The sequence below is a fragment of the Klebsiella sp. GFKo11 genome (assembly GCF_056490265.1).
In genome coordinates this window covers 5,686,266-5,705,695 of record NZ_CM151369.1, presented here as the reverse complement: position 1 = coordinate 5,705,695, position 19,430 = coordinate 5,686,266, and the positions used below count along the sequence as shown (strand labels likewise).

General features: G+C 56.2%; 15 protein-coding genes. 10 read left to right on the top strand and 5 right to left on the bottom strand.

What is annotated here, in order from left to right; genetic code table 11:
- The first annotated feature begins 2 nt into the window (after positions 1-2).
- Genes AC07P6_RS27365 through AC07P6_RS27330 form a run of 8 tightly spaced genes read left to right on the top strand, consistent with a single transcriptional unit; the run spans position 3 to position 8,514 of the window.
- Positions 3-1,490 (top strand): indolepyruvate oxidoreductase subunit beta family protein, encoded by a 1,488-nt coding sequence (locus AC07P6_RS27365; RefSeq protein WP_478315119.1) that lies wholly within the window; start codon positions 3-5, stop codon positions 1,488-1,490.
- 9 nt (positions 1,491-1,499) lie between these two features.
- Positions 1,500-1,925: an acyl-CoA thioesterase gene (locus AC07P6_RS27360; protein ID WP_182235824.1), complete on the top strand. Its 426-nt coding sequence runs from the start codon at positions 1,500-1,502 to the stop codon at positions 1,923-1,925.
- Positions 1,922-4,219: a bifunctional salicylyl-CoA 5-hydroxylase/oxidoreductase gene (locus AC07P6_RS27355; protein WP_478315118.1), complete on the top strand. Its 2,298-nt coding sequence runs from the start codon at positions 1,922-1,924 to the stop codon at positions 4,217-4,219. The genes AC07P6_RS27360 and AC07P6_RS27355 overlap by 4 nt, the downstream gene beginning before the upstream one ends.
- The gene (locus tag AC07P6_RS27350; RefSeq protein ID WP_478315117.1) at positions 4,216-5,346 is read left to right on the top strand and encodes a cupin domain-containing protein; all 1,131 of its coding nucleotides are present in this window, start codon (positions 4,216-4,218) and stop codon (positions 5,344-5,346) included. The genes AC07P6_RS27355 and AC07P6_RS27350 overlap by 4 nt, the downstream gene beginning before the upstream one ends.
- A complete protein-coding gene (locus tag AC07P6_RS27345; protein WP_434660450.1) occupies positions 5,346-6,257 on the top strand; it encodes a fumarylacetoacetate hydrolase family protein in 912 nt (303 codons plus the stop codon). Before AC07P6_RS27350 ends, AC07P6_RS27345 begins: the two co-directional genes overlap by 1 nt.
- An 11-nt stretch (positions 6,258-6,268) precedes the next feature.
- Positions 6,269-7,300, top strand: a complete 1,032-nt coding sequence (locus tag AC07P6_RS27340; RefSeq protein WP_478315116.1) for a carbon-nitrogen hydrolase family protein — start codon at positions 6,269-6,271, stop codon at positions 7,298-7,300.
- The gene (locus AC07P6_RS27335; RefSeq protein WP_478315115.1) at positions 7,300-8,055 is read left to right on the top strand and encodes a maleate cis-trans isomerase family protein; all 756 of its coding nucleotides are present in this window, start codon (positions 7,300-7,302) and stop codon (positions 8,053-8,055) included. The genes AC07P6_RS27340 and AC07P6_RS27335 overlap by 1 nt, the downstream gene beginning before the upstream one ends.
- 15 nt (positions 8,056-8,070) lie before the next feature.
- On the top strand, positions 8,071-8,514 hold the full coding sequence (locus tag AC07P6_RS27330; RefSeq protein WP_478315114.1) for a MarR family winged helix-turn-helix transcriptional regulator: 444 nt from the start codon (positions 8,071-8,073) through the stop codon (positions 8,512-8,514).
- Positions 8,515-8,564: 50 nt separating this feature from the next.
- Here AC07P6_RS27330 and fbp read toward each other — a convergent pair whose 3' ends face one another.
- Positions 8,565-9,563 (bottom strand): class 1 fructose-bisphosphatase, encoded by a 999-nt coding sequence (fbp, locus tag AC07P6_RS27325; RefSeq protein ID WP_110274397.1) that lies wholly within the window; start codon positions 9,561-9,563, stop codon positions 8,565-8,567.
- Between the two features lie 175 nt (positions 9,564-9,738).
- Between fbp and mpl the strand changes: the two genes are divergently transcribed.
- Complete coding sequence (gene mpl / locus AC07P6_RS27320) at positions 9,739-11,112, top strand: UDP-N-acetylmuramate:L-alanyl-gamma-D-glutamyl-meso-diaminopimelate ligase (RefSeq protein WP_478315113.1); 1,374 nt, start codon at positions 9,739-9,741, stop codon at positions 11,110-11,112.
- Between the two features lie 64 nt (positions 11,113-11,176).
- Complete coding sequence (locus AC07P6_RS27315; protein ID WP_478315112.1) at positions 11,177-11,722, top strand: GNAT family N-acetyltransferase; 546 nt, start codon at positions 11,177-11,179, stop codon at positions 11,720-11,722.
- A 154-nt stretch (positions 11,723-11,876) separates the two neighbouring features.
- Here the strand turns inward: AC07P6_RS27315 and AC07P6_RS27310 are convergent, their stop codons facing one another.
- From AC07P6_RS27310 to adhE, 4 genes are all read right to left on the bottom strand, one after another.
- On the bottom strand, positions 11,877-13,085 hold the full coding sequence (locus tag AC07P6_RS27310) for a DUF4432 family protein (protein WP_475698974.1): 1,209 nt from the start codon (positions 13,083-13,085) through the stop codon (positions 11,877-11,879).
- 324 nt (positions 13,086-13,409) lie between these two features.
- Entirely contained in the window at positions 13,410-14,552 is a 1,143-nt protein-coding gene (locus AC07P6_RS27305; RefSeq protein ID WP_304255434.1) for an iron-containing alcohol dehydrogenase, read from the bottom strand.
- A 207-nt stretch (positions 14,553-14,759) separates the two neighbouring features.
- Positions 14,760-16,271, bottom strand: coding sequence for a CoA-acylating methylmalonate-semialdehyde dehydrogenase (locus tag AC07P6_RS27300; protein WP_181483873.1), 1,512 nt, complete (start codon positions 16,269-16,271; stop codon positions 14,760-14,762).
- Positions 16,272-16,378: 107 nt separating this feature from the next.
- A complete protein-coding gene (gene adhE / locus AC07P6_RS27295; protein WP_478315111.1) occupies positions 16,379-19,048 on the bottom strand; it encodes a bifunctional acetaldehyde-CoA/alcohol dehydrogenase in 2,670 nt (889 codons plus the stop codon).
- Between the last annotated feature and the right edge of the window lie 382 nt (positions 19,049-19,430).

Sequence of the window (19,430 nt, the reverse complement as noted above, 5' to 3'; positions counted from 1 at the left end):
AGATGCCGAAAGTACAGCCCATCAAAATCGCCATTCTGGCGATGGGCGGGGAAGGGGGCGGCGTGCTCGCCGACTGGATTGTCAACCTGGGCGAAGAGAACGGCTATTTCGCCCAGACCACCTCGGTACCGGGCGTGGCGCAACGTACCGGCTCCACCATTTATTACGTCGAGTTGTTTCCCGGCCTGCACGAGCTGGATAAACCGCCGGTGCTGGCGTTGATGCCGATGCCGGGCGACGTAGACGTGGTGCTGGCCTCCGAGCTGATGGAAGCCGGGCGCGCGGTGCAGCGCGGGTTAGTGACGCAGCAGCGCACCACGCTGATCGCCTCCACCCACCGCGTTTACTCCATTGGTGAAAAAACGGCGATGGGCGACGGTCGTGTGAATAACACCACGTTGATCGACCACGCCAGCAGGGCCGCGCGCAAATTTATCCGCTTCGACATGGCGAAAACGGCGGAAGAGAGCCGCAGCGTGATTAGCGCCGTACTCTTTGGCGCGCTGTGCGGTTCCGGCGTGCTGCCGTTCAACCAGCAGCAGTTTGAAGAAACCATTACCCGCGGCGGCGTAGGGGTGAAAACCAGCCTTGTCGCCTTCGCCCAGGGGGTGATGAACACCCGTCTGGAAGAGGCGGAACCGGCAGTGGTCACTACTCAGGCGCCTCAGCCTTCCAATGAGAAAGTGGCGGCGTTGCTGACGCGCATCCATCAGGAACTGCCGGAAAGCGCACAGCCGACTGCCATTGAAGGCGTGCGCCGCCTGTTGGATTACCAGGACGTGGCCTACGCGGCGAACTATCTCGATCGTCTGGCAGCACTTGCCGCACAGCCCGGCGGTAACGATGAGCTGCTGCTGCGTGAGGCCGCGCGTCATCTGGCGCTGTGGATGTCGTGGGAAGACACCATTCGCGTGGCGGACCTGAAGATTCGCGGTAGCCGCTTTGAGCGTATCCGCAGCGACGTGAAGCTGCAGGAAAACCAACATCTGAGTATCAACGAATACATGCACCCACGGCTGGAAGAGATCTGCGAAACCCTGCCCACCGGGCTGGGGCGCTGGCTGCAACAGCCGGGCTTTTGTCAGCGCCTGTTGAGCAATGCCACACGCAAAGGACGCGTGGTAACCACCAGTTCGCTGCGTGGCTACCTGCTGCTGTGGACGCTGGCGCGCTGGCGTCGCGGGCGTCGCCTGACCCTGCGCTACCAGCTGGAAACGGCGCGTATTGACGAATGGCTGCAGTACGTTATCCGCGCGGCGGCGTTCAACCCGGCGCTGGCGCTGGAAATCGTGCAGTGCCAGCGGCTGGTGAAAGGCTACGGCGATACCCACGCCCGCGGGTTACGTAACTACCAGACGTTAATCGGCATTGTGGAGCGCCACGATTGTCGTCTGCCGCCCGCCACTTTGCGCGAGCTGCGCGATGCGGCGCTGGCGGATGAACATGGCGATAAGTTGCGCGAGTGCCAGGTGCGCCTGGCGCTGAACTAAGGAGCTTTTATGAGTGCTACAACCTTTACCCAGCCGCACCGCATTCGCTTTGCCGAGTGCGATCCGGCGGGGATTGTTTTCTATCCGCAATATTTCGTGATGTTCAACAACCTGCTGGAAGCGTGGGTTGATTCGCTGCTGCCGTATGGTTTTGCCGGTTTTATCGGCGAGCGCCGCTTCGGCATGCCGACGGTGCACCTGGAAGCAGATTTTAAAGCCGTCAGCCGTATGGGCGACGACGTCATTCTCCATCTGGAAGTGATTCACATTGGTTCGCGCTCGCTGAAGCTGGCGCTGAACTGCACCAGCCTTGAAGGCGAACTGCGCATGCAGGTTACCCAGACGCTGGTGACTACCTCCCTTGAAACCCATCGTTCTATCGATATCCCGGCGGAGCTGCTGGCCGCGTTGCAATCATCAGGAGAGAGTCTATGAACATTGTGTGTATCGGCGGCGGTCCGGCGGGGCTTTACTTTGCCCTACTGATGAAGCTGCAAAACCCTGCCAACAACATCGTGGTGGTGGAGCGTAACCGCCCGTACGACACCTTCGGCTGGGGCGTGGTGTTCTCCGACGCCACGCTGGAAAATTTGCGCCAGGCCGACCCGGTGAGCGCCGAGCAGATTGCCCGGCAGTTCAACCGCTGGGACGATATCGAAATCCACTTTAAGGATTCGGTGAACCGTAGTGGCGGTCACGGCTTTATCGGTATTGGCCGTAAAAAGCTGCTCAACATTTTGCAGGAGCGCTGTCAGTCGCTCGGTGTTGAACTGGTGTTCGACACCCTGGTGGAAGATGAAGAAGCGTTGGTGGCGCGTTATCAGGCGGATCTGGTGATCGCCTCCGATGGCATTCACAGCCGTATTCGCAGCCGCTATCAGCAGCAGTTTCAGCCGGATATCGACAACCGTCAGTGTCGTTTTGTCTGGCTGGGCACGCGCAAAGTATTTGAAGCTTTTACCTTTTTATTCGCCGAATCGCCGCACGGCTGGTTCCAGGTACATGCCTACCAGTTCGAGCCGGGGTTATCGACCTTTATTATCGAAACCACCGAAGAGACGTGGAAGGCCGCCGGGTTGGATGAGATGAGCCAGGAAGAGGGCATTGCTTACTGCGAGAAGCTATTCGCCCCGTGGCTGGACGGCCAGCCGCTGATGGCCAACGCAGCCCACCTGCGAGGCGCGGCGATCTGGATCCGTTTCCCGCGGGTGATTTGCGAGAACTGGGTGCACTGGATTGAACATCAGAAGAAGCCAGTACCGCTGGTGCTGATGGGCGATGCTGCTCACACCGCCCACTTCTCGATTGGTTCCGGCACAAAGTTAGCGCTGGAAGATGCTATCGAACTGGCTAACAGCTTACAGCACACCAGCGGCGACCTGCGTCGCGGCCTCGACCACTATCAGGCGGTGCGTAGCGTCGAGGTGCTGAAAATCCAGAACGCGGCACGTAACTCCACCGAGTGGTTTGAGAACGTCGCCCGCTATGAAAATTTTGCCCCGCAGCAGTTTGCCTACTCGCTGCTGACCCGCTCCCAGCGTATCTCTCACGAGAACCTGCGCCTGCGCGATCCGCAGTGGTTAAATCAATACGAGCAGTGGCTGGCGAAAGCGCCGGGCGTGCCGCCGATCCTCACGCCATATCAGGTACGCGGCGTGACGCTGAAAAACCGCACCGTGATTTCGCCGGTGCTGCTGTACCAGGCGAAAGAGGGCGTGCCGGGCATGTTCCACCTGATGCATCTGGGCAGCCGTGCCGTCGGCGGGGCGGGGCTGGTCATGACCGAAATGACCGCCGTGTCGCCGCAGGGGCGCATCACACCCGGTTGTCCGGGGCTGTGGAACGACGAACAGGTGCTTACCTGGCGGCAGGTGACCGATTTTGTCCATCAAAACAGCGGTGCCAGCATTGGTGTACAGCTGGGGCACTCCGGGCGTCGCGGTTCCACCCAGCGTGGGGATGAGAAGCCGGATCACCCGTTGGCGCAGGGCAACTGGCCGCTAATTTCCGCGTCGCCGCTGCCGTACCGTCCTGGCGTGTCTCAGGTGCCGGCGGAGGCGACGGCGGAACAGTTGGAAACGGTTATTACTGAGTTTGCCGATGCCGCTCGTCGTGCCGCCAAAGCCGGGTTTGACTGGCTGGAAATTCAGGCGGCGCACGGTGTGCTGCTCTCCAGTTTCATCTCGCCGTTAACCAACCAGCGCCAGGATGAATACGGCGGTTCGCTGGAAAACCGTCTGCGCTTCCCTCTGGCGGTGTTTCGCGCGGTACGGGAAGTGTGGCCGCAGCATTTACCGATTTCGGTACGTATCTCCGCGACCGACTGGGTGGAAGGGGGGACTACGGTGGACGAGGCGGTAGAGATAGCCCGCCGTTTGCGCGAAGCGGGCGTGGACATGATCACCTGCTCCTCCGGCGAAGTTTCTGTCGATCAAAAACCGGTGTATGGCCGTATGTTCCAGACGCCGATGGCCGACCGTCTGCGCAATGAAGGCGGCGTTGCCACCATGGCGGTGGGCGCGATTAGCGATGCGGATCAGGTGAACAGCATTATCGCTTCCGGGCGTGCCGATCTGTGCGCCATTGGCCGCCCTGCGCTGGCGGATGCCAACTGGTTACAGCGCGAATGCGCCCGCTATGGTTGGAATCAGGTGGCCTGGCATCCGGCCTATCACTATGGCCGCGATTTGTTGCAGCGCGCGTTACATCCACAGGAGAAATCAGCATGAAATATGACGACTTTCGTGAAAGCACCGCCGGTCGCGCGGACGTAGAAGATACCCCGGAGCTGGTGGCCTACTACCAGCAACTCTCGGAGCTGAAAACCGGCGCGCTGTGGACGGTGGCAAACAAAATCGAACCATGGCAGCCGAAATCCGCTTCCGTACCGGTGCTGTGGCGCTATCAGGATCTGCGCGAGCACGTGCTGCGTTCGGTGGAGCTGGTGACCCCGGAGAAAGCCGGGCGTCGCGTCATTTATCTGAATAACCCTGGCCGTCAGGACGTGGCGGCGGCGGTGGGTTGGCTCTACTCCGGCCTCCAGGTGATGCACCCCGGCGAAGCGGCGTCGGCGCACGCGCACTCTTCATCGGCGCTGCGCTTCATTATGGAAGGATGCGGGGCTTACACCATCGTCGACGGTCACAAGATGCCGCTGGAGGCCAACGACTTTGTGCTGACGCCGAACGGCACCTGGCACGAACACGGTGTAGAAGCCGACGGCCTGCCGTGTATCTGGCAGGACGGGCTGGATATTCCGCTGGTTAACGCGATGGAGGCCGGGTTCTACAAGGTACACCCGGATATGCATCAGCAGGTCACCGCGCCGGTTGATGACCGCGTGGCGCTGTGGGCCGCCGCCGCGCTGCGCCCGCACAACGTCGGTTGGGATAAACCCTATTCGCCGCTGTTTAAGTATCAGTGGCAACCAACTTACGAAGCGCTGTGCCGTGCGGCGAAGGTTAGCGACGGCTCGCCGTTTGACGATGTACTGATGCACTACACCAACCCGGTGACCGGTGGCCATGTGATGCCGACCATCGGCGCCAGTATGCAGCGCCTGCGGCCCGGATTTGTCGGCAAGGCGCACCGCCATACCGGCAGCTTTATGTACCAGGTGGCGAAGGGTAAAGGCTACTCGATTATCGACGGGCAGCGCTTTGACTGGCAGGAGCGCGATATTTTCTGCGTGCCGTCCTGGGCCTTCCATGAGCACGTCAACCTGTCGCAAACCGACGATGCGTGCCTTTTCTGTTTCAACGACTTGCCCGTGATGCAGTCGCTCAGCCTCTATTACGAGGACGCGCTGCTGGACAACGATGGTCAGCAAAAAATAGTGTCTGAGGAGAAAAAATAATGCGCCTGATTACCTACCGTAGCAACGTCAACGCCGCGTCCCGTCTGGGCGCAATCGTCGGGGATTATGTGGTGGATTTAGCCAGGCTGGCGCAGTACCGCAGCCAGTCGCTACCGGACAACATGCTGGATTTCATCGACCTTGGTCCGTCGGCGGTGGCAGCAGGCACGGAACTGCTGAACGCCTGTGAGGGCAACTGGCCGGTCGGCTGTGCTCAGCCGCTGGTCAACGTGAAAGTGCTGGCGCCGATCCCGCGTCCGCGCAAAAACATCTTCGGCATCGGCCTGAACTATGTTGAGCACGTGGCGGAGTCCAGCCGCACGCTGGACACCTCCAAAGATCTGCCGAAAGAGCCGGTGATTTTCTCCAAGCCGCCGACCTCGGTGATTGGTCCGGATGATGCCATTGAACACAACGCGCAGATCACCCAGCAGTTGGACTGGGAAGTTGAGCTGGCGGTGATTATCGGCTCGCGCGCCAAACGCGTTAGCGAAGCGCAGGCGCTGAACTATGTCTTCGGCTACAGCCTGATGATCGACATGAGCGCCCGCGACTGCCGCCGCGCCGGACAGTGGATCTACTCAAAAGGTCAGGACACCTATGCGCCGTTCGGGCCGTGTATTGTCACCGCTGATGAGATTCCGGATCCGCACAATCTCAACCTCAGCCTGCGCGTGAACGGCGTCACCAAACAAAGCTCCAACACCTGCCACATGCTGTTCAAAGTACCAACGCTGATTGCCGACATCAGCAAAGGGATCACCCTCGAGCCGGGCGACATTATCGCCACCGGCACGCCGGAAGGCGTTGGCGCGGGCCGCAGCCCGCAGGAGTGGGTCTGGCCGGGCGATGTGATTGACGCCGAAGTGGAGTTTATCGGCAAGCTGCGCCACCCGGTTGTGGCGGTGTAAGAGGAGAACGAATGATGCTGGAATTAGCCAAATTTACCGCCGCAGCCGTACAGGCCTCGCCGGTGTTTCTCGACACTGACGCCACCGTTGATAAAGCCTGCTGCCTGATTGCCGAAGCGGCAAGCAACGGCGCGAAGCTGGTGGCCTTCCCGGAAGTGTTTATCGCCGGTTATCCGTACTGGAGCTGGGTGATGAACCCGGTGGAAGGAAGCCCGTGGTTTGAAAAGCTGTGCCGTAGCGCGATTGAAGTACCCGGGCCGGAGATTCGTAAAATCGCCCAGGCCGCCGCACGCCATAAGGTGAACGTGGTGATTGGCGTCAACGAACGCCATCCGCAGAGTATCGCCACGCTCTATAACACGCTGGTGACCATCAACGACGAAGGCAAAATTATTGGCCGCCATCGCAAACTGGTGCCGACCTGGGCGGAAAAACTGACGTGGGCCAACGGCGACGCGTCGTCGCTGCGAGTGCACAAAACCAGCATAGGCCCGCTGGGGGCGCTGGCCTGCGGCGAGAACACCAACACGCTGGCGCGTTTTTCGCTGCTGGCGCAGGGCGAACTGGTACACGTGGCCAGCTATATCGCGCTGCCGGTGGCGCCGAAGGATTACGACATGGCGGAGGCTATTCGCCTGCGCGCCTCGGCGCACTGCTTTGAGGGCAAGGTGTTTACAGTGATCGCTTGTTCGACCGTTAGCGAAGAGATCGTTGAGGCAATGGCGCAAACCCATCCCGAAGCGCGTGAACTGCTGGCGCGGCCGAATAGTGCCTTCTCCGGGGTGATTGGCCCGGACGGACGCGTAGTGGGCGAACCGCTGATTGATAAAGAGGGCATCGTCTACGCCGAGATTGACCTCAACCGCTGTATTCAGCCGCGGCAGATGCACGACATCACCGGCCACTATAACCGTTTCGATATTTTCGATTTGCAGGTTAACCGTCGTGCCCAGAACGCGGCGACTTTCCATGATTCCGTTGAGAGTTCACTGGATTTTAGCGGTCAGAATGAGGCGGCGGAGCCGTTCCAGGAGCAAAACTGATGCAGACCCCACGTCATTTCCGTATTGGCCAGATTGTACCGTCGTCGAACACCACCATGGAGACGGAGATCCCGGCGATCCTGCGCGCCAGAGAGGCGATCGCCTCGGAGCGTTTTACCTTCCACTCCAGCCGGATGCGCATGAAGAAGGTATCGAAAGAGGAATTGTCGGCGATGGACGCGGACAGCGATCGCTGCGCGCTGGAACTGTCCGACGCCGCTGTGGACGTGCTGGGCTACGCGTGCCTGGTGGCCATCATGAGTATGGGTAAAGGCTACCACCGCATTTCCGAAGAGCGTCTGCACGCGCGGACCGTGGAAAACGGCCATCCGTCGCCAGTGATTACCAGCGCGGGCGCGCTAGTGGAAGGGCTACAGGCGATCGGCGCGAAGCGGGTATCGATCCTCACGCCGTATATGAAGCCGCTGACGCAACTGGTGATCGACTACATTGAAAATGAAGGGATCGAAGTGGTGGATAGCCTGTCGCTGGAGATCCCCTATAACCTCGAAGTAGGCCGCCAGAATCCGCTGGCACCGGTTGAGCTGACTAAAAAGCTCAATACCAATGTTGATGCGATTGTCGCCTCGGCCTGTGTTCAGATGCCGTCGCTGCCCTCTATCCAACTGATTGAGGATCGCGTGGGACTGCCGGTGATCTCGTCGTCCGTCGCCACTACATGGATGATGCTCAACCGTCTGCGCCTGGATACCAGGGTGCCGGGCTTTGGTTCGCTGCTGTCCGGGCGCTATTAACCGCAGGAGGTACCGATGTCAGGCTCACCGACATTCATTAACAGCTATTTACCGGCGCTGCTGGGGCAAGCGTGGCTGGTGGTGTCATCGGAGTTCCACACGGTAGTGGAGGCGCGCGGCTTCTCGGTGCTGGAGTGGCGCGTGCTGTCGGTGCTGGAAGGCAATGGGCCAACCAGCGTCAGCGAGCTGGCGTTAAAAACGGTGAGCAAGCAGCCGACCATTACCCGACTACTGCATCAGCTGGAGAAACAGCAACAGGTGGAGCGCTGTGAAAGCCAGAGCGGCGATCGGCGGCAGAGTTGGGTGACGGTGACGGAGGAAGGGCGTCGGCTGGTGCGCGAGCTGAACACCGAGGCTGCGCGCTTTGAAGAGAGCGTACTAAGTGAGTTGGGGGAGGCGCGCAGCGCAGTGCTGAAGAATACGTTGCAGACATTGATTCAGCGCTATAGCGTGGCGTGATTTGGGGCTAACCCTCTCCCCACGGGGGAGAGGGGGTATCTTCGAGCTGATTACGCGTCCGGGAACTCTTTAATTAAGTTCTCAACGTCTTCAACCATATGGTTGTTGCCGACGAAGAAGGAACGGCGCTGGTGCAGGCTTTCCGGGATGATATCCAGAATGCGCTCTTTACCGTCGCTGGCCTTGCCGCCCGCCTGTTCTGCAAGGAACGCCATCGGGTTGCATTCGTACAGCAGACGTAGCTTACCGTCCGGGTGGCTGGCGGTGCTTGGGTAGAGATAGATGCCGCCTTTGAGCAGGTTGCGGTGGAAATCCGCCACCAGAGAGCCGATATAGCGCGAGGTATACGGGCGCTGGGTGCCGATATCTTCTTCCTGGCAATATTTAATGTACTTCTTCACACCCATCGGGAACTTGATGTAGTTGCCTTCGTTGATGGAGTAGGTGTTGCCCTTTTCCGGGAAGCGCATGCGCTCCTGGGACAGGCAGAAGACGCCAAGAGACGGGTCATAGGTGAAGGCGTGAACGCCGCAGCCGGTGGTATAGACCAACATGGTCGATGAACCATAAACCACATAGCCTGCCGCGACCTGTTTGCTGCCCGGTTGCAGAAAATCTTCTTCGGTAACAGGCGTACCTACCGGCGTGACGCGGCGGTAGATAGAGAAAATCGTTCCGACGGAGACGTTAACGTCGATGTTAGAGGAACCATCCAGAGGGTCCATCAGTACCACGTATTTAGCGTGTTCACACCCTTCAAAGACGACGATTTCATCTTCTTCTTCGGAGGCGATCCCGGCGACAATATCGCGTGCTTTCAGTGCTGCTTTTAATTTTTCATTAGCAAACAGGTCGAGTTTTTGCTGCACCTCGCCCTGAACGTTTTCAGCACCGCTGGCACCCAGGATATCGACCAGACCGGCCTTGTTGATATCGCGGTGGATGATCTTGGCGCCTAACTTTATTGCCGATAATAACGAAGTCAGCTCGCCAGTCGCGTGAGAGAATTCGTGCTGCTTTTCGACAATAAATTCACCTAACGTTTTCATAACCCGTTCCCTGCATGTTTATGTGAAGTAAAACGAACGCAACAATCTTAACAAAGAATAAAAAAATCTCGCACAGGTGAATCGCGCCAGCAAAATACGGATTCGCCTGAAATGCATTTCTTTCCCCCCCCACATCCCGGTAAACTGTGCTTCAGATAAGAGAAGGAAATGACGAATGCGCATTCATATTTTAGGAATCTGTGGCACGTTTATGGGGGGGCTGGCGATGCTGGCGCGTTCCCTCGGTCATGAGGTAACGGGGTCGGATGAGAACGTTTATCCGCCAATGAGTACCCTGCTGGAAAATCAAGGAATTGAGTTAATTCAAGGATATGATGCCAGCCAGCTGGATCCTCAGCCGGATCTGGTGATCATCGGTAACGCGATGACGCGAGGAAATCCATGCGTGGAAGCGGTGCTGGAAAACAACATTCCGTACATGTCCGGGCCGCAGTGGCTGCACGATTTCGTGCTGCGCGATCGCTGGGTGCTGGCGGTAGCCGGGACGCACGGAAAAACCACCACTGCCGGAATGGCGACCTGGATCCTCGAAGTCTGCGGCTATAAGCCGGGATTTGTCATCGGCGGCGTACCGGGTAATTTTGATGTTTCCGCGCGACTTGGCGACAGCCCATTCTTCGTGATTGAAGCCGATGAATACGACTGCGCTTTCTTTGATAAACGCTCCAAGTTTGTTCATTACTGCCCGCGCACGCTGATTCTCAACAACCTTGAGTTTGATCATGCGGATATTTTTGACGACCTGAAAGCGATTCAGAAACAGTTCCATCACCTGGTGCGAATCGTGCCGGGCAAAGGCAAGATTATCCTGCCGGAAAATGACATCAATCTAAAACAGACGATGGCGATGGGCTGCTGGAGCGAGCAGGAGCTGGTCGGCGAGCAGGGGCACTGGCAGGCGAAAAAACTCACCACCGACGCTTCCTCATGGGAAGTGTGGTTGGACGGCGAGAAAGTCGGTGAAGTGAAATGGGCGCTGGTCGGAGAGCATAATATGCATAACGGCCTGATGGCGATTGCCGCCGCCCGTCATGTGGGCGTGCTGCCTGCTGACGCGGCCAATGCGTTGGGCAGCTTTATCAATGCCCGTCGTCGTCTGGAGCTGCGCGGCGAAGCCAACGGCGTTACCGTATATGACGACTTTGCCCACCATCCGACGGCGATTCTGGCGACCCTGCAGGCATTACGCGGCAAGGTCGGCGGCACTGCGCGTATTCTTGCCGTGCTTGAGCCACGTTCCAACACGATGAAGATGGGGCTTAGCAAAGACGATCTGGCGCCGTCTCTCGGGCGTGCAGATGAAGTCTTCCTGCTGCAGCCGCAGCATATTCCGTGGCTGGTGGCTGAAGTTGCCGATGCCTGCATACAGCCTGCTCACTGGAGCGCTGATGTTGATACGCTGGTGGATATGATTGTCAAAACGGCGCATCCGGGTGACCACATCCTGGTGATGAGTAACGGCGGTTTTGGCGGTATCCATCAGAAGCTGCTGGATAAACTGGCTCAAAAAGCCGCCGCGACCGAGTAAGCAATACTCTTCGTTTGGCTGCCCTCCACGCGAGGGCAGCTGTCTTTTGTGACCAGGAGCCGTCATGTTGATCTCTGAAAGAGTGACCTCCCCCAATTCCGCTCATTTTCCCGCGCTTGATGCGTTGTACTGTCGGGCGTTTCCGTGGCATGAACAACGTGAAGCCGATGCTAAACTGCAGGCGCTTCACAATCAGAATTATGTGCTGGAAGCCTGGTTTGACGACGCGTTGTTTATCGGGCTGAGCGGTTGCTGGCGTTTTGCCGATTACAGCTATATTGAGCATCTGGCTATTGACGATACGCTGCGCTCGCGCGGCTACGGCAAGCAGCTATTGGCTGAAATCCTCAAACGTGAACCGCTAACTATTCTGGAAATTGATCCGCTGACCAGCGAGATAGCCCACAAACGCCTGCGCTTCTATGAAACGATGGGCTTTTACGCGAATACCTGGTTACATAGCCACCCGACCTATCATCAAGGGATAGCCGATCATGAGTTGATTGTGTTGAGTTATCCGCAGCCGATTGATGAGGCGCAGTATCAGCGCTTTGCGCAGGATTTGCGTCAGGTGGTCATGGATCAGGTTGGCGTGGTCAAGGTTCTGTAGTTCTGTAGCCCGGACAGATGCGCAGCATCGCCTCCGGGAATTCAGCCACTCTGCCCCGGGGGCGGCGCAAAGCGCCTGCCCGGGCTACAGGTGCATCACCGTCTGCGGACCGGTAGCCCGGGGAGATGCATAGCACCGCCTCCGGGAAACAGCGCTACTCCTTCGCGATCGGCGTTTCGTTTTCTGCCACTTTGGTATCGCCCTGAATCGCCGCAATTCTCTTCTCAACGTCGGCCACCTGCTCGCTGCTGTGCAGCAGCGTATAGGTCAGGTCAAATTGGGTGCTGGCCCCAGGCTGAAGCTGCTTAACGCGTTTTTGTTCACGCTCAATGGTTACCGGATAGGCGTAGCTGGTGCCCGGCTCAATACCGGTGACGTAGCCCTGTTTCTCGGTATCGGTGTTTTTCCACAGCGTCAGCACCGGCAACTGGCGGGTATCAAACTGAATCGATGCCCCTTTATCTCCGGCTTTATTGACCACTGCAGCTAGCGTCTGGTGATTCTCGTCCGCTAACGGCTGCATATTAAACACCATTTCATCGAAATCTTTAGTCGGACCGGCATAGGTTTGCCACGTTTTTAAACCGGCTTTGGCATAATCATTGAACGGACTGATGCTGGCTATCGGTGCCAGGAAACGCGCGCCCTCTTCGAGGATCGGCTTACCGAAATTGCTGTGGTAGATAATTTGATAGTCATGCGGATAGTCGGCATGGTTGGTTAACACATCATGCAGGCTGAAGCTATTGCTGCCGGGCACATAGCGCAGCTCGGTCATGGTCTGCAAATCTGCTTTCTTGAAAGTGCTCTCTTTCACCAGTCCGCGAATGCGGATTTCATACGGCGCGGTATCTGCCACTTCAACTTCCACCTGTGAGGCGGGCGTATTACCGACTTTGCCATGCAGGGTATAAATCTGCCCATCAGCAGTCACCGGGTGACCGGTCCATTCGTAGCCGCAGCGCACCATCATCTCATTGAAACCTTCCAGCCATCCCAGACCGTTGCGGCTTTCGAGGTTAATAAAGGCCGGGTTGACTACCTCTTTCACCGGCGAATCCCAACCCATTCGTGAACCGAATCCTTCGATTTTCAGCAAGTTCATGCCGCGAGTTGGGCTTAGAGTGATAGTCAGGCCGTCTTTACTCTGGATCACAAGGATTTTGCTGCCTTCTTGTTTACCGCCGTGAAGGACTTTTTGCTCAATGCTGAAATGATGATCTTTAATCTTCAGCTGGTCGCTGGTTATCTGCCAATTTCCTTTATCCATGCCGCTTTCAGCGCTTGTCAGCACCCACGTTTTAGCCATGGCTGGCGCAGAGATAAGCATCGCAATTGCTGTCAAAGCTAATGTCTTTTTCATTTTTCATTCCTTTTGCTGAATCGATTGTGTTGCTGATGTAAGGAATTTAGTGGCAAGTGGATGATGAAAATGTGAAGTGCCTCACCTGGTGAGAAAACACGCTATTTCATGTTTGTAAATGAGGAATTGATCGCTTTAATCGGTAACAGAAATGTGTTGTTGCTAAAAATTATGTGAATTTAATCAATTTTAGCTTTAACGATTCAGCTTTGGTTTTGCGTGGGATGTTATATGCTTACAGAAACAAGAAGGCCGCAGGGGATCTGGTTACCCATGCGGCCTTCTTTAACGACTTTTTAGCTTAAAAAACGGGTGCGATGAGCATCATGCGCCGTAAAATGCTTTGGTATATAACCCCTTCACATCCTGAACTGAAGGATAATTAGGGTTAGTTAACGTGCACGGATCGTCAACGGCATTACCGCTCATTCTGTCGAGTACATTAACGAAGGTGACTTCATTGATCTCAACTTCATCACATTGACTTAACGTTTTCGGAATGCCCAGACGTTTATTCAGCTCATTGAGCGCCTCAATCAAATTATTTATTCCTAAGGCCTCTTCCAGCTGGCGATATTTTTTAGTGAACTTCGCATTATATTGGATGATATAAGGCAACATAATGGCGTTCGCCAGGCCATGGGTAATTCCAAATTCACCACCTATTTTATGCGCCATCGAATGCACTAACCCTAATGATGCGTTAGTAAAGGCAATCCCCGCCAGCGCAGAGGCATTATGCATATGCATACGCGCGTTTAAATCATCAGGTGAGCGGTATGCGGTTTCCAGATGCTCAAACACCAGACGAATGGCCTCGATGGCATAGGGATCGGTAAACGAGTTGGCTGCAGTGGACACATAAGCTTCGAGCGCATGGGTCATGACGTCCATCCCGGTATGAGCGGTAACGTGCGGCGGCATTTTGGCCGGAATTGTGGGGTCAAGAATGGCGATATCCGGCACCAGGTCGGCGGCAACAATGGGGTACTTGATATGGTTCGCCGTATCGGTAATCACCGAGAATGCAGTGATTTCAGAGGCGCTGCCGCTGGTGGAGGGAATGGCCACAAACCGGGCTTTGTTGCGCAGCGGCGGCATGGAGCCGACGGGGATAATGTCTTCAAACTTCAGCTCTGGGTGCTCATAGAAACACCACATCACCTTGGCGGCATCCAGCGCGGAGCCGCCGCCAATCGCCACAATCCAGTCCGGTTCGAACGCCAGCATCTCTTTTGCGCCGCGCCAGACGGTCTTAATGGACGGGTTGGGCTCGACATTATCGATAACAATGCATTCCATACCCGCTTTATTTAGTTCGCCGATGGCTTTATCCAGAAAACCAAAACGCTTCATTGAACTTCCGCCGGTGACTAATGCGGCTTTTTTACCGCTCAGCGTCGACAGATGTTCTAAAGCATCTTCGCCATAAATAATACTGCGTGGAATTGAGAAGGCCTGGGTCATAGGAAACTCCATTTAATATTAAGGATTTTTTTAGTGTGCATTCGTCATTTGAAACTCAGCGACACGTGCAGAGTAAAAAAATCCTATTAATGCTCCAGATATTGCCGGGGCAATATCTGGAGGGAGCTATACTAGTCATACTTCAAGCTACTGGTGTGCTGGTTTCCCGGCAACTTGAATTATTTAGGATAATATTTATATTTCCGATTAAATCGTACCGTCCCAGGAGTCGACTTTTTCACGTTTCGCTTCTTCTTCATCAAACCAGCGCGAGGTCACGCATTTTGATTCGGTATAGAAACGCACGCCGTCTTTGCCCAGGCAGTGCAGGTCGCCGAAGAACGACTGTTTATGGCCTGAGAACGGGAACACGCCAACCGGTACCGGGATACCAACGTTAATTCCCACCATGCCGCCGTGGGTGCGTTTCTGGAACTCACGCGCGTAGTAGCCGCTTTGGGTGAAAATAACCGAACCGTTGGCGAACGGGTTATTGTTCATTAACTGCAGACCTTCTTCGAAGGTTTTCACCCGTTTAAAGCACAGCACTGGCCCGAAGATTTCCTGGGTCCCGACGCTCATCTCTTCGGTCACATGATCCAGCACGGTTGGACCAACGTAAAAGCCCTTTTCCAGACCCGGCACCGTGGTATTGCGACCATCGAGCACCAGCTTCGCGCCTTCTTCGATGCCTTTATTAATCCAGTTGATAACCGACTGTTTGTGATCTTTGGAAATCACCGGACCCATATCGGTATCGTGCAGATACCCGGGGCCGATTTTCAGCTGTTTGGCTTTTTCGACGACGGCGGCAATCAGCTTATCGGCGATCTCTTCCTGCACCACGACGACCGGCAGCGCCATGCAGCGTTCACCCGCGCAGCCGAAGGCGGCGTTGATAATCCCTGCGGCGGTGCGGTTAATCGGCGCGTCAGCCAGCACCAGTGCGTGGTTTTTTGCTTCGCACAGCGCCTGGACGCGTTTGCCATGGGCGGCGGCTTTGGAGTAAACGTGCAGGCCCACGGAGGTGGAACCGACGAAGGAGACGCCGTTAACATCCGGGTGGGTCAGCAGAATATCGGCTTCGTTACGCGAACAGGTCACGACGTTGATAACCCCATCCGGCACGCCCGCTTCCTGATAGAGTTTGGTGATTTCCATACAGGTCATCGGCGTCATACTGGCGGCTTTAATGACCATAGTGTTACCGGAAGCGACGCATAATGGCGCCATCCATCCCATCGGGATCATCGCCGGGAAGTTAAACGGCACGATACCAGCGAACACGCCAATCGGTTCGCGGTACAGGTTGGTGTCAATACCGGCGGAAGCATCCATCAGGTTTTCACCCGCCAGTAACGTGGGGATAGAACAGGCCAGCTCGGTGCCTTCTTTGGCTTTTAAGACGTCGCCCTGGGCATCGCCCCAGGCTTTACCGTTTTCTTTTGCCACCAGCTCGGTTAAGCGTTCTTGATGCTGCATTAATAATTCGCGAACGCGGAACATAATTTGCGAGCGTTTAATTGCCGGAGTATCTGACCACGCCGGGAAGGCTTTGCGGGCCGCAGCAACGGCATCCAGCACTTCTTGCTCGGTGCAGCAGGGGGCCTGAGCCATGACTTCGCCGGTGCTTGGGTTGTAGACGTCCATATAGCGTTCGGTCTGCGAAACGCGCCATTGACCATCAACGAAATATTTCAATCTTGGTACAGTAGTCATATTTTTCTCCATGATGATATCTTTCGACTCTCTCTAAAAATCTGGCTCTGAGCGGCGGTAATCACTTACCGCCGGGTCAGCCACTCTTTTGAATGTTGATTAACTGATTATTTCTGCGCGACGGCCTCCGCTTTGCTGGGCTTTTCTGCGGCAGCGGCCGGTAATTTTTCCGCGTATTTATTTCCGTAGTAGCTGTCTAACAGCAGCTGTTTCAATTCAGAAATCAGCGGATAGCGTGGGTTAGCGCCGGTGCACTGGTCATCGAAGGCGTCTTCGGACAGCTTATCGACGTGGGCGAGGAAATCGGCTTCCTGCACGCCCGCCTCGCGGATGGATTTCGGAATGCCCAGCTCGGCTTTGATGCTCTCCAGCCACGCCAGCAGCTTCTCGATTTTCGCCGCTGTGCGGTCTCCCGGTGCGCTCAGGCCTAAATGATCTGCAATCTCTGCGTACCGACGGCGGGCCTGTGGACGGTCGTATTGGCTGAAAGCCGTTTGCTTGGTCGGGTTATCGTTGGCGTTATAGCGAATGACGTTGCAGATCATCAGCGCATTCGCCAGACCGTGCGGAATGTGGAACTGTGAGCCCAGTTTGTGCGCCATGGAGTGGCACACCCCGAGGAAGGCGTTAGCAAAGGCGATCCCGGCGATGGTTGCCGCATTATGGACGCGCTCGCGGGCCACCGGGTTTTTCGAGCCTTCATGGTAAGAAGCTGGCAGGTACGCTTTCAGCAGCTTCAGCGCCTGTAGCGCCTGGCCATCGGAGAACTCTGAGGCCAGCACGGAAACATAGGCTTCGATAGCGTGGGTCACCGCATCCAGGCCGCCGAAGGCGCACAGGGACTTCGGCATATCCATCACCAGGTTAGCATCGACAATCGCCATATCCGGGGTCAGGGCGTAGTCCGCCAGTGGATATTTCTGTCCGGTGGCATCGTCGGTCACCACCGCAAACGGCGTGACTTCGGAGCCGGTGCCGGAAGTGGTGGTGATCGCCACCATCCGGGCTTTGACGCCCATTTTCGGGAAGGTGTAGATACGCTTGCGGATATCCATAAAGCGCAGCGCCAGCTCTTCGAAGTGGGTTTCCGGATGCTCGTACATCACCCACATGATTTTCGCCGCATCCATCGGCGAGCCGCCGCCCAGGGCGATGATGACGTCGGGCTTGAAGGAGTTAGCCAGCTCTGCGCCTTTGCGCACGATGGTCAGCGTCGGGTCGGCTTCCACTTCAAAGAAGACTTCGGTTTCGACGCCCGCCGCTTTCAGCACCGAGGTGATCTGATCCGCGTAGCCGTTGTTGAACAGGAAGCGGTCGGTGACGATCAGCGCGCGCTTATGGCCATCGGTGATCACTTCATCCAGCGCGATGGGCAGAGAGCCGCGGCGGAAATAGATGGATTTCGGAAGTTTATGCCACAGCATATTTTCAGCTCGCTTTGCCACTGTTTTCTTGTTGATCAGATGCTTCGGCCCGACGTTTTCTGAGATAGAGTTACCGCCCCAGGAGCCGCAGCCCAGGGTCAGGGAAGGCGCGAGACTAAAGTTATAGAGATCGCCAATGCCGCCGTGGGAGGTCGGGGTGTTAATCAGGATGCGCGCGGTTTTCATTTTTTCGCCAAAGGTCATCACCCGCGCAGCCTGGTTATCCTGGTCGGTATAGAGGCAGGAGGTGTGGCCGATGCCGCCCATATCGACCAGCTTCACCGCTTTCTCCACGGCGTCGGCGAAATCTTTCGCCCGATACATGGCCAGCGTCGGGGAGAGCTTTTCATGGGCAAAAGGCTCGCTGTCGTCGATAGCTTTAACTTCGCCAATCAGGATTTTGGTATCGGCAGGCACGCTGATCCCGGCCATTTCGGCAATTTTAACCGCCGATTGCCCGACAATCGCCGCGTTTAGCGCGCCGTTTTTCAGCAGGATGCCCTGAACCGCTTTCAGCTCTTTTCCCTGTAACAGATAGCCGCCGTGGCTGGCGAAACGCTCGCGCACCGCGTTATAGACGGCATCGACCACCACCACCGACTGTTCGGAGGCGCAGATCACGCCGTTATCGAAGGTTTTGGACATCAGGATGGAGGCCACCGCGCGTTTTACGTCAGCGGTTTCATCAATGACCACCGGGGTGTTACCGGCACCGACGCCAATTGCCGGTTTACCCGAGCTGTAGGCGGCCTTCACCATACCCGGTCCGCCGGTGGCGAGGATCAGATTGATATCCGGGTGGTGCATCAGGCGGTTGGATAGGTCCACGGTCGGTTCATCAATCCAGCCAATGATGTCAGGCGGCGCACCAGCCTCGACTGCGGCGCGCAGCACAATTTCCGCCGCGCGGTTGGTGGCGTTTTTCGCCCGCGGATGCGGCGAGAAGACGATGCCGTTACGGGTTTTCAGGCTAATTAGCGATTTAAAAATAGCGGTAGAAGTCGGATTGGTGGTGGGGACAATCCCGCAGATTAGCCCAATGGGCTCGGCGATGGTCATGGTGCCAAAGGCTTCGTCTTCGCCAAGAACCCCGCAGGTTTTTTCGTCTTTATAAGCGTTGTAGATATATTCAGACGCGAAGTGGTTTTTAATCACTTTATCTTCCACGATGCCCATGCCGGACTCGGCGACCGCCATTTTCGCCAGCGGAATGCGGGCATCAGCGGCGGCTAAAGCGGCAGCGCGGAATATTTTGTCGACTTTCTCCTGAGGAAAGTTCGCATACGCCTGCTGCGCCTTTCGTACCCGGGCGACCAGCGCGTCGAGGTCATCATTACTGGTGGTGAGTGACATAAGTTTTCTCCATAAGGGATTGAATTCTCTTAAGTAAAACATGTGCCTTACTGTAATGACGCCAAACCTTCCGCCACTGCAGATGCCTGGTTTTAATTAACAGAACTGACTGGCCAGAGTGCGCTTGCGTATGACTTCTTGTTTTGTGCGTTAATGAAATTAATTTTTCATTATAATAATGAATGAAATACAAAAATCGTTTTGAGAGGTGGATCAAAGATAAGCAAACTGCTGGTAACGTTAGCGTTTTAAAGAAAGGTTTTTTTATTTAATCGAATAAAAACAGATTGTTGAATTTATTGCGGAGTCGCTGATAGCGTAGAGGGATCGAGAGATTGTCTGGAAAAGATAACTGGTTTTGTGAAATAAACGTTAAATTAAG